The organism is Lacunimicrobium album (assembly GCF_052161635.1).
Lineage (GTDB): Bacteria > Planctomycetota > Planctomycetia > Planctomycetales > Planctomycetaceae > SXPC01.
Genome location: NZ_CP197413.1, coordinates 3,858,208 through 3,881,491 on the forward strand (window position 1 = coordinate 3,858,208; position 23,284 = coordinate 3,881,491).

Below are 23,284 nucleotides of genomic sequence, written 5' to 3' on the forward strand. Positions count from 1 at the left end.
GTCCGGGTTGTCTCAACCCGGACGGCGAAGCTGCAAGAAACACGGTCAGCTGCGCATTGAGCGTCGTTTGCTGTGCTTCTCTCGTGCCGAAGCGGCACGCCCGGGTTGGGACAACCCGGGCTATCCAGAGAAAAAAATTACGCTGCGCGTGTCTTGATCACTTCGCCGCGAGAAGTTTCGGCTTGTCGCAGGATCTCGTCGGCGACTACCAGACAGGCGAGTGCCGTTTCACCAGTGACACGTGGGTTGGTCTTCTGTCGGATGCTGCTGATGAACTCGCTCAGCTCAGCAGTGAGGGCGTCGACTTGGGGCATCGCGTGCTTCTCGACGCTGATAAAGTCGCCGAAGATGGAGTCCTTGAGTTGCTGAAGATCCGCACCAGGACGTCGAGCCAGTTCAACCGGCTTGGGTCCAAACAGCAGCTTGGCGGTTGGTTCGTAATGTTCAAGAGAGCGCGTTGCGAAGTCAATGTTGATTGCGCCGTGGCTGCCGATCACCTGCATCTGGCGTTTGGTTTCAGGATGCAGACGGCTGGCGGTGATGTCAGCGATGCAACCTGATTCGAAGGTCAAACGAGCCTGGACGGAATCGAGCTTTTCGCTCATCAGACCAAAGCCCATCGCGTGCACACCAATGACGGGGCTGTTGGCCAAGTGCATGACGAGTTCAAGATCGTGAATCATGACATCGTGAATGACGCTGATGTCTGTCGAGCGGAATGGAAAAGGACTCGTTCGCTCTGCGCGGATGTACTTCGGAGCTTTGACTTTCGTGACCGCCAGTTCAAACGCCGGGTTGAAACGCTCGATGTGGCCAACCTGCAGCGTCACGTTCTTCTGTGCAGCCAGTTCGACGAGCTCTCGACCTTGTTCCAGGTCAGCCGTCAGAGGCTTCTCGATCATGACGGGAATACCGCGAGACAACAGGTCTTTCGCGACTCCATGATGCAGAAACGTTGGGACGACAATCGAAGCCGCCTGACACTCATCCATGACTTCGCGATAGTCAGCCACCCATCGCGTCTTACATTGGTCAGCGACCGCCTGTCCCTGCGACGGATTCGGCTCCGCGACAGCGACGAGGTTGACACCTTCCATCTGAGACAGGATACGGGCATGGTGACGGCCAAGAGCGCCAACACCAACGACAATCATGTTGAGTGGATGCATAGGAAGGGGCTTACATAGTAGGGTCCGCTGTGCGGACCATCAAACAACATTCAATCCTGAAAAAAGAGATGAATGCAAATGAAAGGCATCATCAGTTTCTGTGTAATCCTGCGAATTGACGGTCCGCACAGCGGACCCTACAGGTTTACGCAGCAGCTTTCTGATGGAAGGATGGCAGCAGGCGGATCGCTTCGCGGCCACGTCCGTACTTGCCGGCTTTCTGTTTTTCCATGAAGTTGAACAGCGAGGACAGCTCGATCGGAATAACAGCCAGATTATCAAGGAACTCGGCTTTGACTTCTTCCAGCGGTTTGAACTCGCGGTAGACGAGTTTATGAACCTTGCGAATCAGAGAAATCGTCTCCTGCGACATGCCAGAACGCTTCAGCCCGACGAGGTTGACGGTATGAATCGTGAAGTCGTCCGTGCCCGAGCCCAGCATGAAGGGAGGCACATCAATCACGACGCGACATCCGCCCGAGATAAATGCCATCGTGCCAATCGAGCAGAACTGGTGAACGACCGTGTTACCGGAAATGATCGCCTTATCGTGAACGTGAACGTGTCCGCCGAGCAGGACGCCGTTGACCAGCATGACATTGTTGCCAACATTGCAGTTATGACCAACGTGTGCATTGGCGAGAAAAACGCTGTTATTCCCAATGCGAGTGACGTGATCTTCTTTATCCGCACCGCGGTTAACCGTCACGCCTTCACGGAACTGATTGCCGCTGCCGATGACGACTTGTGTGGGTGAGTTCTTATAGCTGAGGTCCTGAGGCTCGCCGCCGATGACACAGTTGGCCATGAAGCGATTGTTCTCGCCAATCGTCGTGTGACCAATCAACGTCACGTGGCTGTCGAGCTTACATCCGGAGCCAAGCTTGACGTGTGGACCAACAACACAGAATGGGCCGATCTCAATGTCATCACCAAGTTCAGCTCGGGGATCGACCTGAGAGAAATCGGAAATTTTGCGAGGCATTGGTAATCCTTCAAGAAGGGTCAGGTCCAGACAGAGAGGTGGAAGTGTATTAGGCAGCCCGGCTGTAACGACGTTCCTGCAGTGAGAGAATCTCATGCAGAAACTGATGGTTGTGCTCGTGCCCCGTCTTGCGGGCGATGATGTGACCGATGATCGGACGCCCCAGCAGGGCAAAGTCGCCAATGCAGTCGAGAAGTTTGTGGCGAGCACATTCATTCTCGACACGGAGCGTATTTTCAATCAGTCCATCTTCTCCGAAGACAAGCAGATGACTGGTGTTTGTGTTCTTACCATAGCCACGGGCCTTGAGCATTTCAATTTCCTGCTCAAGGATGAACGTGCGACAGAACGCGACTTCGCTGACAAAGGTGTACGGCGTGATGACAAACTGCGCGGACTGCTCAGCAATCGGCGACTGTCGTCCATAGTCGAGCTGGTATTCGAGAATCAGCTGATCGCCATGAGTTGGAAACGCGATGATCGAAGCATTTCGCTTGGCGTCAATCAGGGTGATCTTTTCGGTGATGCGGTACGGATTGACCGACTGGGTCTGCGTCACGATGCCAGCCGCCTGCAAACAGCGTACGAAGTCGAGAGCAGAGCCATCGCAGCCAGGTGCTTCCGGGCCGTCAATCTGAACAAGGCAGTTATCGATCTGCATCCCAGCAAGGGCCGCCATGACGTGTTCCGTCAGCGCAACTGTTGCACCGCGGTGTTGAAGCAGTGTGTGGCGATTTCCCGAAGCGACATAAGGCATGGTCGCGGGAATGAGCGGTTGACCTTCCAGATCAAGTCGCTGGAAGACGATGCCGGTATTTTCTTCGGCGGGCATAAACCGAACGGTGATCGTCTGGCCGGTCAGGAAACCGATGCCTCGTGTCTGGGCAATTCGTTCGATTGTCCGCTGCGTACGGGGGGACATACGTGGGTTCTTGTGGGGTTGACGGACCATGAAATGCGAAAGCGATTAGGACATCACTTCAGAAGCTGACCATCGTCGTCATGGCGATCGAAGCAGATGGTCATCAAGCAGGTTGTTGGTGAGCAGTCGGCACACGAATGCCCCCGGACGCAATGCCGGGGGCGTGTGCAGTTCGAAAACCGGATTGTCAAACATCAATTAGCGAGTCGTCGTGCCAGTGGTGTTGGCAGCGGTCGTCTTGGCGTAAGACTGATTCAGGAAGACCAGGATCTTGTCGCTGATGTCGAACTCAGGATTGTGATAGATGACCAGGTTGTTCATGCCCTGGATCAGCTCACGAGCTTCTTCAGTTCCATCAATGGTTTCGCGGCTGAAGCGGATGACCAGAGTATACTTGTAGTACTCTGAGTATTGCTTCACAGCGTTCGAGCATTCCAGGTAGACTTCCTTGTAGATTTCAGACTCTTTGTTCAGGAAGTCACGTTTTGCCTTGGCACTGAACTGCTCGAATTGAGACTTCAGAGCGAACCCCTTGGCTTCAGTGGCTTGATACTCAGGTGAATCTGGCTTGAACTTGCCACCTTTGAGTTCAGCTTCGATCGCCTTCAGACCTTCAGCCATGGCTTTGGCCTTTTCGTCAGTCTGGGCGATATCGGCTTTGAGTGACTCACGTCGATCTTCGAACTTCTTATAGTTCTTGAAGATGTAGGCCATGTCAATCAGGCCGACCTTGTGAGGCATCGTAGCGGCAGATGCTGGGGCAGCAGCTGGAGCTTGTGCGAAAGCGCTGGAAGCAGTCAGCAGACACAGAACGGCAGTCATTGCGACAGATTTGATCACGGCGGGGGCACTCCTTTGCGAAGCCGATTCGTTTGGCCCAGTCCACCAGGGAGCAGGGTCCGATGAAGAGAGGTGTTTGCCTCGAAATGGTGAATTCATGAGCCAGCCATCCAGCCGACTCAAACACGGTGTTCCGGGTCGCATACATGCTTGCCAGTCGCCGCAGTTCGTCACGACACAACCCGGACGGGCCGTCTTCGTGCCAAACGGATGAGGAATGTGTCACACAGTGGTGTTCACGTCAAGTCGAATCTCTTGAGACGATATTCGAACAGGCGTAAAAAATGTAAAATCGACACTTCGTCATTCTGATCATTCGTCACGCAATGCTCCCCAGGGAAGGTGCCTCCACATGAGTCGATTCGTTTTAGGGGTCGATGAAGCAGGCTACGGCCCGAATCTCGGCCCCCTCGTCATTGCTGCAACGGCCTGGAAAGTCGACTCCCCCGCCAGCGAAGAGGCTTTCTTCGATCTCCTCGCCTGTGTCCTGCGTGATGATGAGTCCACTGGCTATCGCGGCCTGAAGATCGGCGATTCCAAACAGGTCTACCAGTCCGGAAAAGGCCTTAAGGATCTCGAACGCTCCGTGCTCACGCTGCTCGGAGGACTTGGTGTTCACCCGTCGTCGCTGAAAGAGCTCCTCGGTCATCTGAGCGTCAATGTCGACGCCGTCTGCCTCGAAGAGCCCTGGTATTTCGAGCACGATATCCCTCTCCCCGTCGCGACCACCCGGGAAGATCTTGATCAGACACTCCATTCCTGCCTGAGTTTCGATGTCTGGCAGGAGATCGGCCTCCAAGGGATCCGCCTGCAGTTCGTCACCCCTGCTCTCTTCAACAGGCATCTCAAAGGCGACATCAACAAAGCCGTCATCCTCTCGACGCAGAGCGTCAGCCTCGTCCACCAGCTTCTCAACACCCTCGACTACGAACCGACCTCGACCAAGATCCTCATGGACCGCCACGGCGGTCGTAAAACGTACGCTGATCTGCTCACAGAAGAATTCGGCGAGTTCACCTTCCTGCTGGAAGAATCACCCAGGCTCAGCCGCTACCGCCTCGGCCAGCGCGAGTTCGAGTTCCACGTTCAGGGCGAACGCTACTTACCAGTCGCCGTCGCCTCGATGGTCGCCAAATACATCCGCGAACTCTCGATGCTCAGCTTCAACCGCTACTGGCAGTCCCGACTCGAAGGCCTGAAACCAACCGCCGGCTACCCCGTGGATGCGAAACGCTACTTCGAAGAAATCCAGCCGATCATGCGAAAGCAGAAGGTGAAAAAGGAGTTGATCTGGCGGGAGAGATAACAGGCTTGAAGCGATCTTTCTCCATTTGGAGATCACCTGTAGAATATCCGTGGAGGCACGCCATGAATATTTCACTAAGCCCTGACCAGATCGCCAACCTGAGTCGTCGAGCTTCTGAACAGGGATTTGAACATTTTGAAGACTATGTACATCACCTTCTAACGACGGAAGATGCTCCGCCCGTTGCTGCTTCGATTCATCAGACGATTACGAATCCTGAGGAATGGAAACGAGAATTCCAGTTATTTCTCAAAGAGCTCAAACCAAGAAATGCTCACGTCGACGACAGCCGCGATGCCATTTATGAGGCAGATTGATGTCGATTCTCATCGATACGAATTGCCTGATCCGCCTGGCTGATCCTGCTCACTCAGATCATTCGGTTATCAGCAATGCTGTTTCCACTCTGCAGCCAACGAACGGTGAACATCAAGCAAAAAAAATTGCTTCACTGACGTCTTTCATTTGAGTAGAATGCCGTCCAGAGGAAAACAATATGATCATTAAACTATCAACGAGCGAAGAAGACGCCTTGCGAGAACAAGCCGCGGCTTGCGGCTTTGCGTCTCCGGAGGAATATGTGATCCAACTCATCAAACAGCGATCAATAATTCCATCACCTAGAAAACTTCCGACTCCGCTCAAAGACGAGAACGAATGGAATCGTGTCTTTAATGAATTGGTCGTCAACGCGAAAAGCCGGAACCCACATGTCGACGACAGTCGCGACTCAATTTATGATTAAGGGTCATGCCAACATTAATTGATACCAATGTTCTACTGCGATCCATTGAATTGGGCCACAAGCATCATGCCGAAGCACGTGAGAGTTTAGTTGCAATCAAAAGGACTGATCAACTCGTTATCGTTCCCCAAGTGTTGTATGAATTTTGGGTCGTGTGCAGTCGCCCGATAATCAATAACGGTTATGGACTGACAACAAACGAGATTGTGAAGCACATCGAAATCTTTCTCAGTCTCTGTCAGCTTCACTACGACAATCAGACTGTGACTGAACTTTGGCTTGAATTGGCGTCAAATTATCGAGTCCAAGGTAAGCCGACACACGATTGCCGCCTCGTCGCTGCAATGATCACTCACGATGTGCAAACCATTCTCACGTTCAACACGCAGGACTTCCGACGTTACGCGGAAATCAGAGCCATTTCTCCCGGCGAGGTGATTGCGCCTACTGCTCCATCAACCGATATTCAATAATCACGATCTTGTTGATGTAGCTGTTGCCGAGAATCTTATTGATGTCTTCTCGCATGCGACGTTTGATGAAGTCCAGCTGCGAGTCTTTCAGATCGTTCAAACTCGCTGAGCGGATGACCCGCTCGACCTGCTCTTTGACCTGATTCCGCTTGTCCTGCTTGGCAGATGTTTCGAACTGGGCCTTTGACGCACTCGAAACCAGAGCAATCAGCTTGAACGTAATATGGATCGTGTGCCCTTGAGCCGCCATCGTATTACTGACGGAATAGTCGTCCAGCTCCACTTCCATGTAGTCAGAGACGCCCGGCTTCGAAGGATCGCCGATCACAGGTGTCTCCGGTAGCGCAGCATGCTCATCATGGTGACCACCTTCCTCGTGATGAGCTTCGCCACCGCCAGAACCCAGGAAGTACCAGAGCACACCGATATTGATCCCGGTGAACATCAGCAGCAACACCGTGACGATCAGGATCTTCTTGAAGAACCCGCCCCCCGCGGATTTGGCCGGGGCGTCCAATACTTTTTCTTCAGCGACAGCAGCTGCCATGGATCATGATTCCAGAGTTGAAAGCATCCATGCCATGAGTCTGCGAAAGGAAACCGGAGGTGCCAACCATGCGTCCTTGGAAAGCAGTCACACCTCAACGTGCATGCAGAACCGCGTCTGCGGTCGCATGTTTCATGAATCGTGCATCACGCCCACGATCCATCAGCAAATATTTCACATCGCGACGAACGCACAGCCAACAAAAGCCAAGCAATTCGCAATATTCACATTATGCCGACAACAACAGCGCCCCAATCGCACACCCGGCGACTCCCCCCGTAGGGTCCGCTGTGCAGACCGTCAATCACCACCCAACAACGAATAAATCTTACCACGTCAACTCGCGTCACAATGCCAAGAATTGACTTGCCAACGAGCGTCCATTGTTGGCCCGCACAGCGGACCCTACCCCCGTTATCGTCCCAGCACCAGCAGTTCATCCACCAGCTGCTGAACCGAATCGATCACCCGGGCGTTACCCCGATAATTCGTCGACGCCACAATCAGATCGACCAGACTCTTACCGATATCCGTATTGGAAAGTTCAATCGAGCCTGAACGCACCGTTCCCGAACCGAAGTTTCCCGGCGTCGTGATAAATGGAGGACCTGATGCGATCCCTTCGACGAAGTTCGTATCGCCGCTCTCCAGCAGACCCTGTGAGTTTGAGAAGCGTGCAAGCACAACCTGTCCCAGCGTACGAATAATCCCGTTGTCGAAGATGCCGTTGATCATCCCGCCTTCATCAATGACGTAAGTCGTCAGCGTCCCGGGATCCGACCCGTCCTGGGATTGAAGTGTGATCGCCGAACCCGCGGTCTGTGTCGAAATCCCGGATACACGCGAGAAGTCGATAGTGATCTGCAGGTCACTTGGAGCTGAGTTCGCTCGGTTGATATTAAAAGAAGCTGTCGTAGGGTTGGTCAATTTTCCATTGCCATCGAACGTCAGAACTCCTGTCGAGAGCGCGACCGACGCATCACTGTCGTCTGGCGATTCGAGGTAATAACGGAACGTCGTTGTGTTATTGCTCTGAGTTTCGAGAACCGTCGTCATCTTGACGTTAATCGGCTGTCCCAGTGAGTCATAGACGATTAAGTCAGTGATGGTACTCTCGCCGTTGGACGCCTGGGTCTTGTTGAACGCGAGGTTCACATCGCTGGTGTTCCCCGCTTGCGTGACCGTCAGATCGCCGGTCGCGATGTCCAGATCATTGACGCTGCCGTAGTTGCCGTTGATCTGCATTGCCCCGCCCACAATCGACACACTACCGCCGCTCGTCGTGGTATCGACACCGAGCACGTTATTGATGTGCGTCAGCAGATCGCCATAGGTCAACGCACCCGCTGTCATCGATTGGCTGGGAAGATTTCGTCCCCCTTTTTTCGATGCAAAGTTGATCTCATCGCCTGCCTGAAAAAGCTGGTTCCCCGCTGCGTCGTAAAGGCTCGTCAGCGCAGTCAATGCATCCGCCTGAGTCGTCGCAGCAGCATCAGAATAAAGAACCGCAGAGGTGAGCATCGCCCCCTGAGTCGCCGGCGTGCCCGATGAATAAACAGCCCCCGTGAACGCGACATTCTCCGTCGCCTGGGCGACGTTCAGATCACCCAGCGGAATGACAATATCCTGCAGCTGAGTCGTGATGATGTTGAAGTTTTCATCGACGCCGTAACCCTGAACACGCAGTCCGCTCGACGTCACAAGACGGTCGTCGCTATTCAGGAAAAAGTTACCAGCCCGGGTGTATTGAGTACCGCTCGGAGAATCAATAACGAAGAAGCCGTCCCCCTGAATCGCCATATCAGATGGGCTCGTGCTGTTCGTGATGTTCCCCTGCGTAAAGTCGCGACGAATCTGCGAGACACTCGCCCCCAGTCCAACCTGACGAGGGTTCGTCCCACCGCTGAAGGAACTCGAATTCGAACCGACCGAATAGGTCCGCGAAAGCTGTGTCGCGAAGAGAGCCTCCGACGCCTTGAAGCCGTTCGTGCCAGCGTTGGCAATGTTGTTACCCAGGACGTCGATCGAGGTCTCGTTCAGACGCAAGCCGTTCAGAGACGTATTCAGAGCAGTCGACAAACCCATCCTTGGTTCCCCTTGCGTGAATCAGCAATCCGGCAGACACCAATGCCCAACGACCATAGATCCCATCCATGGAGGCGCACACTCACGTTGTCTGCTGTCAGAAATCTTATCGGCAACCAGCCCCTACAATCCCTACTCTTTATCACCGAAAAGATTGTAAATCTTACAATATCTTACTCTTCTTCCTTCTCCCTTGTCCCTTCTCCCTTCTCCCTTGTCCCTTCTCCCTTCTCCCTTCTCCCTTCTCCCTTCTCCCTTCTCCCTTGAGGTGGAACCAAGTCGCCCGCTCGCCGATAAGGCGAGAGAAAGGGCGATGCGGTAGTCTTTTCAGGGAAAGGTGGCCCGCTTTGGGGCCGGATGAGGGTGGGCGATAGGCTACAGGCGACAATCGAAACCATATCCACACCAGAATTGATGTTTCTCAAGGCAGACTCGGAGTCATCGCTGTCGGGTAATCATGGCTCGTCAGTCCTTCTTTCATAAACGCAACGAGATCTTCCTTCTCCTGCTGCGTCAGATTCAACGGCTTCATCCGGACATCGAGGTTGGAATTCTTCACTCCCCCCTTATTGTAATGCTCGACGACATCCATCAGCGTCGCCTGCGAACCATCGTGCATGTAAGGAGCCGTCCGTGAAATGTCCCGCAGGCCTGGCGTCTTGAAGGCCCCCAGATCAAGCTCATCATCCGTCACTTCCATGCGGCCTTCATCCGCAGGGCCGACAGTCTTGCCATCCTTGCTCTCGTAATACCCGACTCCGATGTTATGAAACTGGTCATCGGTAAACATCGGTCCGGAATGACATCGATTGCACATCCCCTTCCCTTTGAAGACCTCAAACCCCCGTCTGGCGGCCACTGACAGCGAGTGACACGTCCCGTCGCAGTCATGCACCGTATGCCCCGACATCAGCGTCCGCTCAAAGGCAGCCAGCGCCTTGCCGATGTCTTCTTCCGTCGCGGGCCGTCCAAAAATCTTCATGAACTGTGACTTGTACCCCGGGATCTTATTGAGCTTCTCAGCCACAATTTTCATATCCGGCATCCCCATCTCATCGGGGTGAGTGACTGGTTGAGTCGCCTGCTTCTCCATGCTCTCCGCGCGGCCATCCCAAAACAGAAAACGATAATACGAGGCATTCACAATGGACGGTGAATTGCGACGCAGCACAACATCATTCGTCCCTTTTGAACGAGTCAGTCCATCTCCCCAGCCGTCATTGGGGTTATGGCAGGTCGCGCAGGAAATATTGTCATGGAGTGATAACCGTCGATCAAAAAAGAGCTGGTGACCAAGATCGACCTTCGCCTGTGTCACCGGATTGTCACTGGGAACCGGAACCGGCGGGAGACCTCGAGGGGTCTTGAGGTCGATGACCTGCTGAGTTTCAAGTTGCTGAATCTTCCTGGCATCAACGCCCAGATAGCTGTAAGCCACCAGCAGCATCGGTACGACCAGGATCAGTGACGCGGCGAGTCCAGAAATGACCAGATTCTTTCCCATCCAGCGACGCAGCTTTTCGAAACTCGTAATCGGCCGAGCCGAGACCTGCAATCCTTCCAGAAAGGCTTTGAGATCATCCGCCAGCGACAAAGCCGATTCGTAACGATGCCGGGGCTTCTTCTGAAGGCACTTCAGGCAGATCGTTTCCAAATCGCGATGCAGACTGGGAACATACTTCCGAAGCGACTCCGGTTCCCTGTTCCGCACCAGATCCAATGTCTCCAGAACGGTCTCACCTTTATTCGGAAGCACACCCGTCAGCAATTCATACAGGATCACTCCCAGCGCATAGACATCGCTCCCTGGCCCAACCTCCGAAATCCGTCCCATTGCCTGCTCGGGAGACATGTAGTGAGGGGTTCCGAGAATCTCGCCAGCCTGGGTCTGCGAAGACGTACTCCCTTCGAGCTGCTTGGCCAGCCCAAAGTCGGTGATCTTCGGCTGCCCTTCTTTCGTCAACATGATATTGGAAGGCTTGAGATCGCGGTGCACGATCCCTGCCTCATGAGCAGCGTGAACTGCCCGCGCCAACGTCTCGACAATCGTCGCCGCCTCTCGCGGTGAGTGAGGCTTCCCCTTCATCTTCTCATCCAGGCTACCGCCCAGAACAAGCTCGAAGGTGATGAATGGCTTCCCCTGATGCTCGTTGATCTCATAGACCTGAACGATGTTCGGATGCTGGATCTTCGCAACAGCGGCCGCTTCCGAATAAAACCTCGCCAGGTGCTCGTCTTTATCAGCATGCGCGAGCATTTTCATCGCAACCGGACGAATCAGCGTCAGCTGAATCGCTTCATAAACAGTCCCCATGGCACCGCGCCCAAGCAGGCGCACAATGTTGTAACCCGGCACGTCCGGAAAATCGACGTTCTGCTGAATTGTCTCGTCACCACCAAGAGACTGCGAATCTTCGGCAGAAGAGTGACTGGAGAATGAACCGCGACCGGTCGACATAAGCATTTCACTAAGGCAGGAAAAAGGCGAAGCGGGAGCTCGACACAAACAATTAGCAACCGAATCAGTGTACGATTTCAGACGCACACACGCCAATGACTTTCCAGACGAACATCCGCTGAACAGCGCAATGCCTCAAAGCTTCACGCAACGCAAACACGGCCTATTTCTCTTCAATCGCCCTGAGTCGCAGTGACTGAATCTTCAACGTCTTGGCGCCATACTTCGTATCATACGTCCCGATGATCACATCACCTGAGTTATAATTTCGCATTGGATAATTCTCGAGAATCATCGTCGTCTCGATCTTCATCGAAACCTGATCATCATTGACGCGCAGACGAAACGATTCCACACCCCTGCACTCGTAGCGGGAGGTCTCCTGATGTGTCGATTCAATCCCCTCTCCTCCGCGGAATTCGCAGATATGCCACGGAGAACCAGACGTCTTCAAATTGACGTTGTAGATTGCATACCCATTCCCATCGGCCCACCCGAGCAGCATGAACCAGCCGCCAAGTCCTTCGGCATTCATCTTCCCTTCCAGCTCAAATTGATCCGCTTTCGCCACTTTGATCGCCGCGTTACGCCCTGCACTCCGCGACAGAAACCCATCGATCAGCGCCCACTGCCCGTCAACTTTAACACGTCCCAACAAAAACGGATCATTCTCAAACGGCCCGATAAACTCCAGATCATCCAGCACCTTGAACGGCGTCTGCTCAGGCAGCGGAATCGTCCCTGGCATGGGGCGCTGATTCAGAAACGCGACATGCCACTTTGGCGTGAGCAGTAACTCTTCGTCCTTGCCTTCAACGTCTGCTTGCTCGTTCCCCTTTGTCGGTTTCTTCTTCCCCTTCATCTGCGCGGAAGCTATCGAATTCCATCCCAGCACCATCAGCAACGCGACGACGATCATCTTCGACATGGATACAAACCCGCATTTCGCCCCAAAGAACAGAACCGAACATCCTCGCATTCTGTCTCACATGCCTACTCTGACTCAACTCCAAACTTGCGATACAGGGCATTTCCTCAAAAACCATTCCACTGACCCATTTCAAACATCATCCATTTCGAATCAGCTGATTCCCCGGCAACCGCTTTACCGCCCGCTTCATCTCCAGCATCGTCAGACTCGCCAACGCCTGCCCCGAATCCAGACGCGAGCGCGAAATCAGCTCATCAATATGCAACGGCGTCGAATCGAGCAACGCAAACAACGTCTGCTCCGCCTCACTCATCTTGGGAAGGACTTTCGCCGCCACGGGAGCAACCGGCTCCGGCTTCTTCTCAAACAGACTCCTCGTCCTCGGCTGTGCAATCGGCTCTTCACCGCGGCCACGTCGAGCCGCCAGGTGTTGAACGACATCGAGCACGTCATCCACATTTCGGACAAGCGCAGCACCATCGCGAATCAGATCCAGACAGCCTTCCGACTCCTTCACATCAATCCGCCCCGGGATCGCAAACACTTCGCGATTCTGCTCGATCGCATGCTTGGCTGTGTGCAACGAACCCGATGTCCGCGAGGCTTCCACAATGAGCACACCCAGCGACAATCCAGAAATGACCCGGTTCCGCTGCGGAAACAACCCGCGATTCGGCGCTCTCATAATCGGCGACTCACTCAGCAACGCCCCCGATTTTGAAACCTGCTCCGCCAGCGTCGCATGCTCAGGCGGATAAATCGTTCCCAGCCCCGGCGCACAAACCGCTAACGTCCTCCCACCCGCTTTCAATGCCCCGCGATGGGCCGCCGCATCAATTCCCCGCGCGAGGCCACTGACAACCGTCACCCCCGCCTGCGCCAACCCGTACGCGAACTTCTCCGCCTGCGCGAGACCATAATGCGTGCAATTTCTCGACCCCACAATCGCAACACACGTCTCCCCTAGCTCCAACGTCCCCTTCACGTACATCAATTGCGGCGGATCGGGAATCTGCTTCAGCGAACTCGGGTAAGCCTCTGAAGCAATCGGCAGGATATCGACATCATGCTCGTCACAACGTCTTAATTCGTCTTCAACATCATCCAGAACCCCTCGATCCTGAATCGACGCTACCAGCTTGGGCCCAATCCCATCAACCCCCGAAAGCTCCGCCTTCGACGCCGCAAAGACGGCCCCATGCGTCCCAAACCTCTCCAGCAAAACCTGCGTCAACCGAGGCCCAATCCCCGGCACCAACTGCAACCGCAACGCCTGACGCAATTCATCGCCGCTCATCTCTTGAATGCTGCACTTTCTTCAAGTTACCACGGATACCCGCCTTGTCTGGGATCTTGAACGCTGATCAAGGCCGAGTAGCGATTGAAATCTGTGCAGTTAAAGGTAACGAGATGTTGAATTCCATGCACGAGCATGGCAGCCACAATCCGGGCATCGTGAGCAGTTTTTCCAAGAACGCGATGCCCTGACGTTATCTCCCGCCACTTTTCAAAGATCGCAGGAACGTCAGGAAGCAAAACAAACGTCAATAAGATGTCAGCAATATCTTGATCAACTCTCGAATTGGTTAACCCAAGCCCATTGTTGACCAGCGGTCGCGTTGCCACAACGTAAAACTCATAGATGCATTGTGGGACAACTGCTGGCCGATGCCCTCGTCTCTGAATATCTTCCAACACTTTGATCGCGGCCAAATGGTCAGCATCGTCCTGCTTCGCGAGCCTTACCAATATGTTTGCATCTACGAGGATGTTCATCAGTCGTAGATGCTTTCACGACTGTCGTCGACCGGATAGCCAGTTGGTGGGTGTCGGTTTGCAAAGTCCTTCAGCCATGCCGACCACTCGTCCGGCGTCATTTCACTTGCTTTGACAGTAGGATTTTTAGGCAAGTCAGGTTCGACTTGTTGGCGTAGCCAGGCTTCAACAGTCAACCCGCGTGCAACGGCTTTCTGCTGCCACTTATTGAATGTTTCCGAATCAATGTTTAACTTGACCACTGCTCCTCCACAAACAAATTGCCTGATATGATCTATCAGTCGTAAATACTTTCACGGCTGTCATCTAGCGGAAACCCAGTTGGTCGAGCACTGCCGACAAACGAAGACCACCATGTCTGAAATGCTTCCTGATTATTCGATACCGGATGAGCAACATCATCAGCGATTCGACGCTTGAGCCATTCCTCAACGGACAGATTGTCCTTGGACGCCCTCTGCTTCAACCCGGCAAAAGTCTCGTCATCGATTTGCAACGTGACCATTCTGTGAACTCCCTGATAAGTCAGACAGCCGAAATTTAGTCCCGGTTCACCCCTGCGCCGCCTGCAACACCCTCAACTCCCGCGGCAGCTGGAATTTCACATGCTCCTCGCGCGTGACCACTTCTTCCACCTCAGCCGCGTAGTTTGTCTTCAGATACTCGACACATTCCTGCACAACGATCTCCGGGGCACTCGCACCTGCAGTGATCAGCACCGTGTTGACCCCCTCAAACCATTCCGCCTTCAATTCATGGGCCCCATCAATCAGATAAGCGGGCTTATGAAAGGTCGACCCAATCTCTGCCAGACGCCGGCTGTTCGAGCTGTTCTGGCTGCCCAGGACGATCACCAGATCGGCCCGCGGTGCGAGCATGTCGACGGCTCGCTGGCGGTTCGTCGTTGCGTAACAGATGTCTTCTTTTGGAGGGGCCTGAATCTGTGGGAAGCGTTGCTTGAGAGCATTGATGACCCGGCTGGCTTCTTCCACGCTCAAGGTTGTCTGTGTCAGATACGCCAGTTTGGACGTCTGGTCGAATGGAAGCTTCTCCACATCTTCCGGCGTCTCGACCAGCGTGATACTGTTCGGTGCTTCCCCCATCGTGCCGATGACTTCATCATGACCTTCGTGGCCGATGAGGATGATGTCAAATCCCTCCCGCGCGAACTTGATCGCTTCCATGTGGACCTTGGTCACCAGCGGACAGGTCGCATCGATCGTCTGCAGCTTTCGGTCACGAGAGGCCTGACGGATTTCCGGGGAAACACCATGGGCACTATACAGCAGGATCGAGCCCTGGGGCACGTCCGCGACCCCATCAACAAACGTCACGCCTTCTTTCGTAAAGCGATCCACCACATACTTATTATGCACGATCTCGTGGTAAACATAGATGTTCGTGCCAAACAGCTTGATGGCTTCATCCAGACACTGAATGGCCATGTTGACACCAGCACAAAAGCCACGAGGGTTCGCGAGCAAAATCTTCATCGTCGATCTCTATCCATCAAAATCCGACAGAACTCAAGCCATCAAAACACGTAATCGCGTTCCTGCTCCAGCCCGTACTGTAAGCCATCCCAACCGCGACCGCCACGTCAAACCTAACAATGATACGTTCGCGTGCATCTCTAGGAAGGTTGGAACGCAGAGGAAACAGAGGAGAGCAGAGGTCGCAGAGAATACCGAATTCAACTGAACAATTACCTTCATTCAGTCTCAGCGATCTCCGCTCCCCTCTGCGAGCTCTGCGTTCCAACCTTCTTCTGATTCAAACCCTATAGAACTCGACTTACGTCTCATCCTCGCCGTATTCCGATTCCGGCAGTTCCTGATCCAGGAACGTATCCTCAGACAGCCCGTCCGCATCAGATTCCTCTTCCTCGCTCAGTTCGCCCGGGCGAGGGCGTCCATTGCGTCGGAAGACCGCCACAACGTCATCAATCGGCACGACGTACAGCAGATTGTCCGGCTCGAAGTCGACCGGGATCGCATTGCGTGGATGAAACAGGACCTTGTCGTACTTGCGAACCGGAAACTCATCGTTGTTGAAGACTTCTACAGAAATCTCCACCACGCGACCGGTAATCGTGGGAATCTCCGCCTTATCCGGCAGCACGATGCCGCCGCGGGTTTTATGTCGTCCTTCGTCCTTGCGGATCAGGATCCGTGGACCAAGTGGTTCAACGTAATCACTCATATGTCTTTACCTCTTCTGCCATTATGGCACATCGACACGCTCGAAAAAGCTGTCAATTTCTGAATTATACGCCTCAGTCAGCAGGGAAAGTATGGGGGACGCAATGGCTGTGCCAAGTCCCGGAATTTCCTGGCGCGCCTGTGCAACTGGGTAAACTTTGACGATTCTTCTGATTTTGACGCCAATCGACTGCAAGCCTCACGTCCCGGCGAGTCGATAACCACAAGGACGTCCGATTCGCTGCGACCGTGCGCGCCGTGAGTCAGACATTCCGTGACAATTGCCAATCTTCGCAGGGATCGCGATGAAACAGCCTACCCAGTCAACGCCTGCCCATACGAACCTTTCGCAGCCGTCGGACGGTCCGCACTTCATGCCGGCAATCCATTTCAACAGCCACACCCCGGTGGATGCTCACCCTGCCCCGTCTGCTCCGATTCCCACCGCTCCGCTGCCTCAAAAACAGGCTCCACCCAACGCAGACGTCGACCGCGGTCTCGCCCTCCAGAAGCAGGGCAAAATCGACGACGCCGAACGCCTCTACCGCAAAGTCCTCAAGCAAGACCCCACCCACGGCGATGCACTCCACCTCCTCGGTCTGGTGCACTATGCAAAACAACAACACACCGACGCAGAACGCCTCGTCCGCAAGGCACTCGACAGTGTTCCGAACCAGCCGATCTACCTCAATTCGCTGGGCTCGATTCTCCGCGATGCCAACAAACTCGACGACGCCAGCCAGGCCCTTTCCAAACTGATCACCATCGACGACCATCACGTCCTCGGCCTGGTCAATCTCGCCAAAGTCTATCGCCTGCAGAACAAACTCAGCGACGCCGTCCTGCTCCTCAAAAAGGCGCTCGCGCTCGAGCCGAACAACCCGGACGTCCTCGAAGAATACGCCCACGATCTCTGTCAGCTTCAAGACTACAAAACCTCCGCTGACTTGTACGCCCGCTTCCTCACGATCAAGCGCGACCACATCAACGGCTTGCACCTGCGTGGCTGCTGCCTGTACTACATGAAGCAGTACGAGGAAGCGATCCAGCTGTTCGAAAAAGTCATCGCCAAGCTACCCTCGTTCGCGACCTGCTACAGCAACAAAGGGGCCTGCCATCAGGCGATCGCGGAGTTCAAAGAAGCTCGCGCCTGTTACGAGAAAGCCCTCTCCCTCGAAGACACCATCCCCGACGCCCACAACAACCTCGCCAACGTCCTGCAGATGTTCGGCGACGTCGAAGGCAGCGAGCGCCATTACCGTCGCGCCATCCAGCTCGATGCCAGCTATTACGAGCCGCAGTACTCCCTCGGCGAAACCCGCCTCATGCACGGCGACTTCATCCAGGGCTGGGAAGGCTATGCCAAACGAGTCCTCAAACGGGAACACGATCACCGTCCCTTCGATCACCCCGTGTGGGATGGACAACGACTCGCCCATGAACGCCTCCTGATCTTCTCCGAACAGGGCATCGGCGACGTCATCATGTTCGGCAGCTGTCTAGCTGACGTGATGAAACTCAGCCCTCAGACGACCCTCGAAACCGACGCTCGTACCGTCGCCATGTTCGAGCGTTCGTTCCCCGGACTCAAAGCCATTCCCCGCTCCAAGACAACTCCCGTTGGAGTCAAAATCAAACTCCCGGACATCGACGTCGCTCGCTCGATGGGCGATCTCCCGCAGATGTTCCGCCCCAGCATCGCCTCTCATCCGGGCGTCGCGTATCTGCGTCCAGATCCTCAATTGATCGCTGCCTGGAAGCCCCGTTTCGAAGCCCTCGGAACCGGCCTGAAAGTCGGCATCTCCTGGCGTGGCGGGAAGAACAAAGAAGTCGGCACCAAACGCAGCTTGCCACTCGAACAATGGAAGCCAATCTTCCAGACTCCCGGCGTCCACTTCGTCAACCTGCAATACGGCGACTGCACGGCGGAAAAGCAGCTGATCCAACGCGAGTTCGGCGTCACACTGCATGATTTCCCCGAGTCGAATCCACTGGAAAATCTCGAGCTCTTCGCGGCTCAGATGTCGTTGTGTGATCTGGTCATCTCGATCGACAACGCGACCGTCCATTTCGCCGGCGCTCTGGGCGTTCCCTGCTGGACGATGCTCTCCAAAGTTCCTGAATGGCGCTGGCTGCTCAAGGGGGACCGCAGCTACTGGTACAAGAGCCTGAAACTCTTCCGTCAGTCCAAAGCCTTTGAATGGTCACCCGTCGTCAGCGACATCGCCCGAGAACTTCGATCAACAGCGAACAACCCCATGCTGCTTCAAGACTTCAATCACCGTCTTCAAGAACCAGTGACACCCTCCGCTCCATCAGTTCGGCTCGCCCCGCGTTTGGCAGTCATCACCCCCGTCGGTCCCGGGCATGCCCAGATCTACGAAGAGAATCTCGACTCCGTCAAACGCGCCTGCACCGACTTCCCCGGCCCCTTCAGCAAAGTCATGCCACTGCGTCTGAATGACCTCCAGGGGAATGCCGGTCGCTCGTACGCCCGCAACTTCGGCCTCAAACAGGCCCTGGAAGCAGGCTGCGAATGGGTCTTCTTTCTCGACGCCGACGACGTCCTCGTTCCCAATGCCTTCGATTCCGTCGCTCCATATCTGAACGACTATGACGCCATCTGGGGCCAGATCTACAGCTTTCAACACGGCACCGACGTGGCAGAAGCTCGCGCCGACCAACTCGGCCAGACCGACCGCTACGAAGACATTCTCCAGACCGATCCCTTCCTCACGCTGCAGATGGGCCACTTCGTCCGCACGGAGATTGCGCTGAAAACTCTCTTCCACGAAGGCCTCGATGCCGGGGAAGACTTCCATTACTACCTGCGACTGTGGGAACAATATCGCTGCATCAAGATCGATCAACCCTTCTTCGCCAACCGCAGAGGCATGCACTCCACCGGCCCCCGCGCAGCCACCGGCAGAGACTGGATGACCATCGTCTCCGACCTGATGCAACAAGCCCGCACCCGCTATCAGGCCCGTAAGCTCAATCAGCCAATCCCAGACTGGAACATCATAAGCAAGACTTCTTCGGCTCGATCCTTCTCCCCCGGGGAGAAGGTGGCCGAGTCTTCGAGGTCGGATGAGGGATCTCTGCGAATTTCGTTGCAACCCTCTACGCCACTTCTCTCGACTCTTTCAATTGAAAACTCGCAACATTTAGCTCATCACACTGCCCAAGACATGCTTGCTCAAAGCCGCAAGCATGGCACGACTGCTGACAAGCCCCACGCCGACCACACCAAATTCTGGGAGTCCGACAACTTCCAGAACATCATCCCCCAAAATGCCAGCCTCGGCGAATTCCCCGAAGGCTGGAACGTCCGCGAACTTCTTTCCACTCTCTTCACCCCCTACGCCGACCACGCGCACGCAACCGGCCAGGGTGACGGTACAATCCTCGAAGTCGGCTGCGGCTATGGTCGACTTGCCTCTGCATTCCCCCCCTCGCGCTATCGCGGGGTCGACGTCAACATCAACGCGATTCAGCGATGTCAAAGCTCGCTCCCGTTGCACCAGTTCACCAAGGTCGACTTCATCGACGAATACCCTCGCTCTTCGCTCGCCTTCACCTACTGCGTTCTGCTTCACATCGACGACGAAGCCGTCAAGTCCGTGACCGCCAAACTCTGCCAGGCCGCCCCGGTCGTCGTGATCGCAGAGATCATGGGACGCAAATGGCGACGCGGCGGGCTCCCTCCCGTCTACAACCGGGAAGAGTCCGAATACGAAGCCCTCATGCAGGCTCAAGGTTACCGGTTATTCCGATCCTGCCGCCTGCCCTATCTGCACTACCAGAACACCAACATCAGCCTCCTGTTTTTCCGTCCTGAACGTCCGTAATCGTCTGATTCGCGTGGGGAAAACCGGCAGTTGGTAACGCTGCCTCAACCTCTCCCACAGTCTTCGTCGATAAATGACGTGAGAAAACCCGGGTAGTCGGGGTTGTCCCAACCCCGACGGCGAAGCCGCAAGAAACACGGCCAACTGCGCATCAGACGCCCATTTCGAGATTCCCATTGTGCCGAAGCGGCACAATCCGGGTTATCCCAACCCGGACTATCCCAAGTTGACCACCCATGTCCTCCCTATCCATCTCAACCGGACTCGTCAGCGGCATCAATTATGATGACGTGATCAAGGCGCTGACGGCGCGCTCCGAGGCGGTCATTGCGCGCCACGAAGCAAAGGTCACTGAGTACGAAGGCACCAAACAGGGCATCGACATCTTCCAGTCCCAACTGGTCGCGATGTCCATCAACGCAGCGACTCTCAAGTCCAAGAACACCTTCGGCCAGCTGACGATCAACAACCCCGACACGTCGCAGATGACGGTCCGCTCGACCAACGCCGCGACCGCAGGAACCTACGTCTTCCAGGCCCTTCAAAAATCTGCCACCCAACAAGTCCTCAGCCGCGGTTATGCCAGTTCCACACAGACGATCGGAGCCGGTCAAATCACGATCGCCCGTGGCGGAGCAGTCTCCACATCGACCCCCTCTGAACTTCTCAACAACGGCTCGGGAATCAACCGTGGCAAGATCCGCATCTCCGATCGCAGCGGCGCGACGGCAGAAGTCGACCTGACCAAAGTCGTATCGATGCAGGATGCCATTGACGCCATCAACAACACTTCCGGCATCGCCGTCGATGCCACCACCGTCAACGGCCAGATCGTCCTCCTCGACACCTCCGGCAGCACCTCGTCCAACCTGACCATCACCGAAGTCAACAACGGCTCAACCGCTCAAAGCCTCGGCATCCGACAATCAGTCGCCAGCAGCACGCTCACCGGCGATCCCATTTACAAGCTCGACCAGAACTTCACCCTCGACCTGCTCAATGACGGCCTGACGTTCAGAGGCTTCACCGGCGCGACCGACCTGAAGATGACCACCGCCGATGGCTCGACCTTCGAAGTCAACGTCGACGGCGTCACCACTATCAAAGACGTCCTCGATAAGATCAATGGCGCAACTGGCAACAGCGGCAAAGTGACCGCCACGCTGGAGAACAACCGCTTCGTCCTGACCGACACAACGACCGGCGCCGGCAGCCTCGTCGTCGAAGACATCAACAACGCCACGATCACCAAAGTCCTCGGCCTCGACCCCGCAGCGACTGGCGGTGTCCTGACAGGACGCAAACTGATCGCCGGCATGAACTCCGTTCTCCTGCGAAGCCTCAACGGCGGAGAGGGCGTGACGGCAGGTGAGATCTCGATCACCGACCGCACTGGCAAGACCGCCAACCTCGACCTCTCGACCGCAGAATCACTCGACGAAGTCCTCTACGCCATCAATACCGCGACCGACACCAACGGCGAACGACTCAGCCTCAAAGCCACCGTCAACGACGTCGGCACCGGCATCAAGATCGTCGATTCCTCCGGCTCAACAACCAGCAACATCCAGATCTCGGATGTCACCGGGACACTCGCAGCCGACCTCAAGATCACCGCAGACGTCGCCTCCAATACCGTCAACTCCGGCAGCCTCAATCGACGCTTCCTCAACGAAGGCTCAGCCCTCGCCGACTATGCCCCCGATGGCACGACCGTCTCGACCGGCTCCTTCCAGATCACCGACGGCGCCGGCAACGTCGGCATCATCACAATCAGCGCGAACGTCCAGACCATCGGCGACGTCATCGACCGCATCAACGCCAATTCGTCCATCAGTATCAAAGCCCAACTCAACAAGACCGGCGATGGCTTCGAGCTCATCGATGAATCAGGCGGCACTGGCAAGATCAAGGTCGAAGAACTCAACGGCGGCACAACCGCCAAAGATCTCCGCATCCTGGGCGAAAGCAAAGACAACGGCTCCGGTCAGCAGGCCATCATCTCGCGCAACGCCATCGTCGTCGATGTGACCAGTACCGATACGCTCGAAAACGTCGTCACCAAGATCAAAGCGCAAGGCGCGTTCGCCAACGCCAGCATCATCAACGACGGCAGCTCCTTCAACGCCAACCGCCTCAGCATCACCTCGGCCCTGTCCGGAAAAGCCGGCAACTTGATGTTCGACGACACCGGACTGGGCATCGGCTTCTCAACGATCGTCCAAGGCCAGGACGCAGTCCTCAGACTCGGCGGGTCTGATAACTCGTTCCTCGTCTCTTCGCAGACGAATACCTTCACCAACGTCGTCACCGGCATCAACATCGACGTCCTCAAGACCGGCACCACGCCCGTCGAAATCACCCTCAGTCCTAAGAAGGACGCCATCAAAGAGGAACTCACCAAGTTCGTCGAAAACTTCAACGCCATCATCGACCTGACAAAAGAACTGACCAAGTTCGATCCTGAAACCCAAGAGCGAGGCATCCTCCAGGGATCGAGCGTCGTCCAGCGAACCATGCAGCGACTCGACGCCCTCCTCTTCAATCAAACCGGGCCTGCCACCTCGGCGGTCCGCTCACTCGTGGGAATGGGGATCAAATACAACACCGAAGGCCAACTCGAAATTGATGAAGACAAGCTCGATGACCTCCTGGAAAGCAACTACGAAGACCTCACCACGTTCTTCTCCGAGTCCGCAACCGGCTTCGGCAAGCGCCTGGAAGACGCCGTCGACTCGTTGACGGATACCGTCGATGGAACATTCATCCTCCAGAAGAATGCCATCGACACCAACATCAGCGACATCAACGAACGGGTCGAAAACCTTCAAGCCTTGCTGGACTCACAAAAAACACGCATCCTCAACCAGCTGGTCGCGATGGACTCAGCCATCTCGTCCCTCAACAACCAGCAGGAATCCCTGACCGCCATCCTCAACAGCAACAACAGGAATTAAACGTCGGGTGGCTGGGGTCAGGATTTTTCGCTGATCTC

Annotated in this window: 21 protein-coding genes; 7 read left to right on the forward strand and 14 right to left on the reverse strand. The window is 55.3% G+C overall.

Going from position 1 to position 23,284, the window contains the following annotated elements; genetic code table 11:
• Positions 1-137 precede the first annotated feature (137 nt).
• From SH248x_RS15420 to SH248x_RS15435, 4 genes are all read right to left on the reverse strand, one after another.
• Positions 138-1,169: a Gfo/Idh/MocA family oxidoreductase gene (locus SH248x_RS15420; protein WP_459555189.1), complete on the reverse strand. Its 1,032-nt coding sequence runs from the start codon at positions 1,167-1,169 to the stop codon at positions 138-140.
• Positions 1,170-1,314: 145 nt separating this feature from the next.
• On the reverse strand, positions 1,315-2,154 hold the full coding sequence (gene lpxA, locus SH248x_RS15425) for an acyl-ACP--UDP-N-acetylglucosamine O-acyltransferase (protein WP_459555190.1): 840 nt from the start codon (positions 2,152-2,154) through the stop codon (positions 1,315-1,317).
• A gap of 49 nt (positions 2,155-2,203) precedes the next feature.
• Positions 2,204-3,076, reverse strand: a complete 873-nt coding sequence (gene lpxC, locus SH248x_RS15430; RefSeq protein WP_459555191.1) for a UDP-3-O-acyl-N-acetylglucosamine deacetylase — start codon at positions 3,074-3,076, stop codon at positions 2,204-2,206.
• 198 nt (positions 3,077-3,274) lie between these two features.
• Positions 3,275-3,916, reverse strand: a complete 642-nt coding sequence (locus SH248x_RS15435) for an OmpH/Skp family outer membrane protein (RefSeq protein ID WP_459555192.1) — start codon at positions 3,914-3,916, stop codon at positions 3,275-3,277.
• 352 nt (positions 3,917-4,268) lie between these two features.
• Here SH248x_RS15435 and SH248x_RS15440 point away from each other — a divergent pair, with 352 nt between their 5' ends.
• From SH248x_RS15440 to SH248x_RS15460, 5 genes are all read left to right on the forward strand, one after another.
• Positions 4,269-5,222, forward strand: a complete 954-nt coding sequence (locus tag SH248x_RS15440) for a hypothetical protein (RefSeq protein WP_459555193.1) — start codon at positions 4,269-4,271, stop codon at positions 5,220-5,222.
• Between the two features lie 62 nt (positions 5,223-5,284).
• On the forward strand, positions 5,285-5,539 hold the full coding sequence (locus SH248x_RS15445; RefSeq protein WP_459555194.1) for a hypothetical protein: 255 nt from the start codon (positions 5,285-5,287) through the stop codon (positions 5,537-5,539).
• Positions 5,539-5,691 (forward strand): hypothetical protein, encoded by a 153-nt coding sequence (locus SH248x_RS15450; RefSeq protein WP_459555195.1) that lies wholly within the window; start codon positions 5,539-5,541, stop codon positions 5,689-5,691. Before SH248x_RS15445 ends, SH248x_RS15450 begins: the two co-directional genes overlap by 1 nt.
• Positions 5,692-5,718: 27 nt before the next feature.
• Positions 5,719-5,967: a hypothetical protein gene (locus SH248x_RS15455; RefSeq protein WP_459555196.1), complete on the forward strand. Its 249-nt coding sequence runs from the start codon at positions 5,719-5,721 to the stop codon at positions 5,965-5,967.
• A 5-nt stretch (positions 5,968-5,972) separates the two neighbouring features.
• On the forward strand, positions 5,973-6,440 hold the full coding sequence (locus tag SH248x_RS15460) for a type II toxin-antitoxin system VapC family toxin (protein WP_459555197.1): 468 nt from the start codon (positions 5,973-5,975) through the stop codon (positions 6,438-6,440).
• Here SH248x_RS15460 and SH248x_RS15465 read toward each other — a convergent pair.
• The 10 genes from SH248x_RS15465 to SH248x_RS15510 form a co-directional block, all read right to left on the reverse strand.
• Entirely contained in the window at positions 6,412-6,987 is a 576-nt protein-coding gene (locus tag SH248x_RS15465) for a hypothetical protein (RefSeq protein ID WP_459555198.1), read from the reverse strand. The genes SH248x_RS15460 and SH248x_RS15465 overlap by 29 nt on opposite strands.
• Positions 6,988-7,401: 414 nt before the next feature.
• Positions 7,402-9,072, reverse strand: coding sequence for a flagellar hook protein FlgE (locus tag SH248x_RS15470; RefSeq protein WP_459555199.1), 1,671 nt, complete (start codon positions 9,070-9,072; stop codon positions 7,402-7,404).
• Positions 9,073-9,493: 421 nt separating this feature from the next.
• Complete coding sequence (locus tag SH248x_RS15475; RefSeq protein WP_459555200.1) at positions 9,494-11,530, reverse strand: protein kinase domain-containing protein; 2,037 nt, start codon at positions 11,528-11,530, stop codon at positions 9,494-9,496.
• 163 nt (positions 11,531-11,693) lie between these two features.
• Entirely contained in the window at positions 11,694-12,458 is a 765-nt protein-coding gene (locus SH248x_RS15480; RefSeq protein ID WP_459555201.1) for a hypothetical protein, read from the reverse strand.
• A 139-nt stretch (positions 12,459-12,597) separates the two neighbouring features.
• Positions 12,598-13,758: a DNA-processing protein DprA gene (dprA, locus tag SH248x_RS15485; RefSeq protein WP_459555202.1), complete on the reverse strand. Its 1,161-nt coding sequence runs from the start codon at positions 13,756-13,758 to the stop codon at positions 12,598-12,600.
• 26 nt (positions 13,759-13,784) lie between these two features.
• On the reverse strand, positions 13,785-14,237 hold the full coding sequence (locus SH248x_RS15490; protein ID WP_459555203.1) for a type II toxin-antitoxin system VapC family toxin: 453 nt from the start codon (positions 14,235-14,237) through the stop codon (positions 13,785-13,787).
• Entirely contained in the window at positions 14,237-14,479 is a 243-nt protein-coding gene (locus SH248x_RS15495; RefSeq protein ID WP_459555204.1) for a hypothetical protein, read from the reverse strand. Before SH248x_RS15495 ends, SH248x_RS15490 begins: the two co-directional genes overlap by 1 nt.
• 35 nt (positions 14,480-14,514) lie before the next feature.
• A complete protein-coding gene (locus SH248x_RS15500; RefSeq protein WP_459555205.1) occupies positions 14,515-14,742 on the reverse strand; it encodes a hypothetical protein in 228 nt (75 codons plus the stop codon).
• Between the two features lie 46 nt (positions 14,743-14,788).
• Positions 14,789-15,730: a 4-hydroxy-3-methylbut-2-enyl diphosphate reductase gene (gene ispH, locus SH248x_RS15505; RefSeq protein WP_459555206.1), complete on the reverse strand. Its 942-nt coding sequence runs from the start codon at positions 15,728-15,730 to the stop codon at positions 14,789-14,791.
• A 301-nt stretch (positions 15,731-16,031) separates the two neighbouring features.
• Positions 16,032-16,439 (reverse strand): co-chaperone GroES, encoded by a 408-nt coding sequence (locus SH248x_RS15510; protein WP_459555207.1) that lies wholly within the window; start codon positions 16,437-16,439, stop codon positions 16,032-16,034.
• A gap of 304 nt (positions 16,440-16,743) precedes the next feature.
• Here SH248x_RS15510 and SH248x_RS15515 point away from each other — a divergent pair, with 304 nt between their 5' ends.
• Both SH248x_RS15515 and fliD read left to right on the forward strand, forming a co-directional pair.
• Positions 16,744-20,289: a tetratricopeptide repeat protein gene (locus tag SH248x_RS15515; RefSeq protein WP_459555208.1), complete on the forward strand. Its 3,546-nt coding sequence runs from the start codon at positions 16,744-16,746 to the stop codon at positions 20,287-20,289.
• Positions 20,290-20,525: 236 nt separating this feature from the next.
• Entirely contained in the window at positions 20,526-23,246 is a 2,721-nt protein-coding gene (gene fliD, locus SH248x_RS15520; RefSeq protein ID WP_459555209.1) for a flagellar filament capping protein FliD, read from the forward strand.
• Positions 23,247-23,284: the final 38 nt, after the last annotated feature.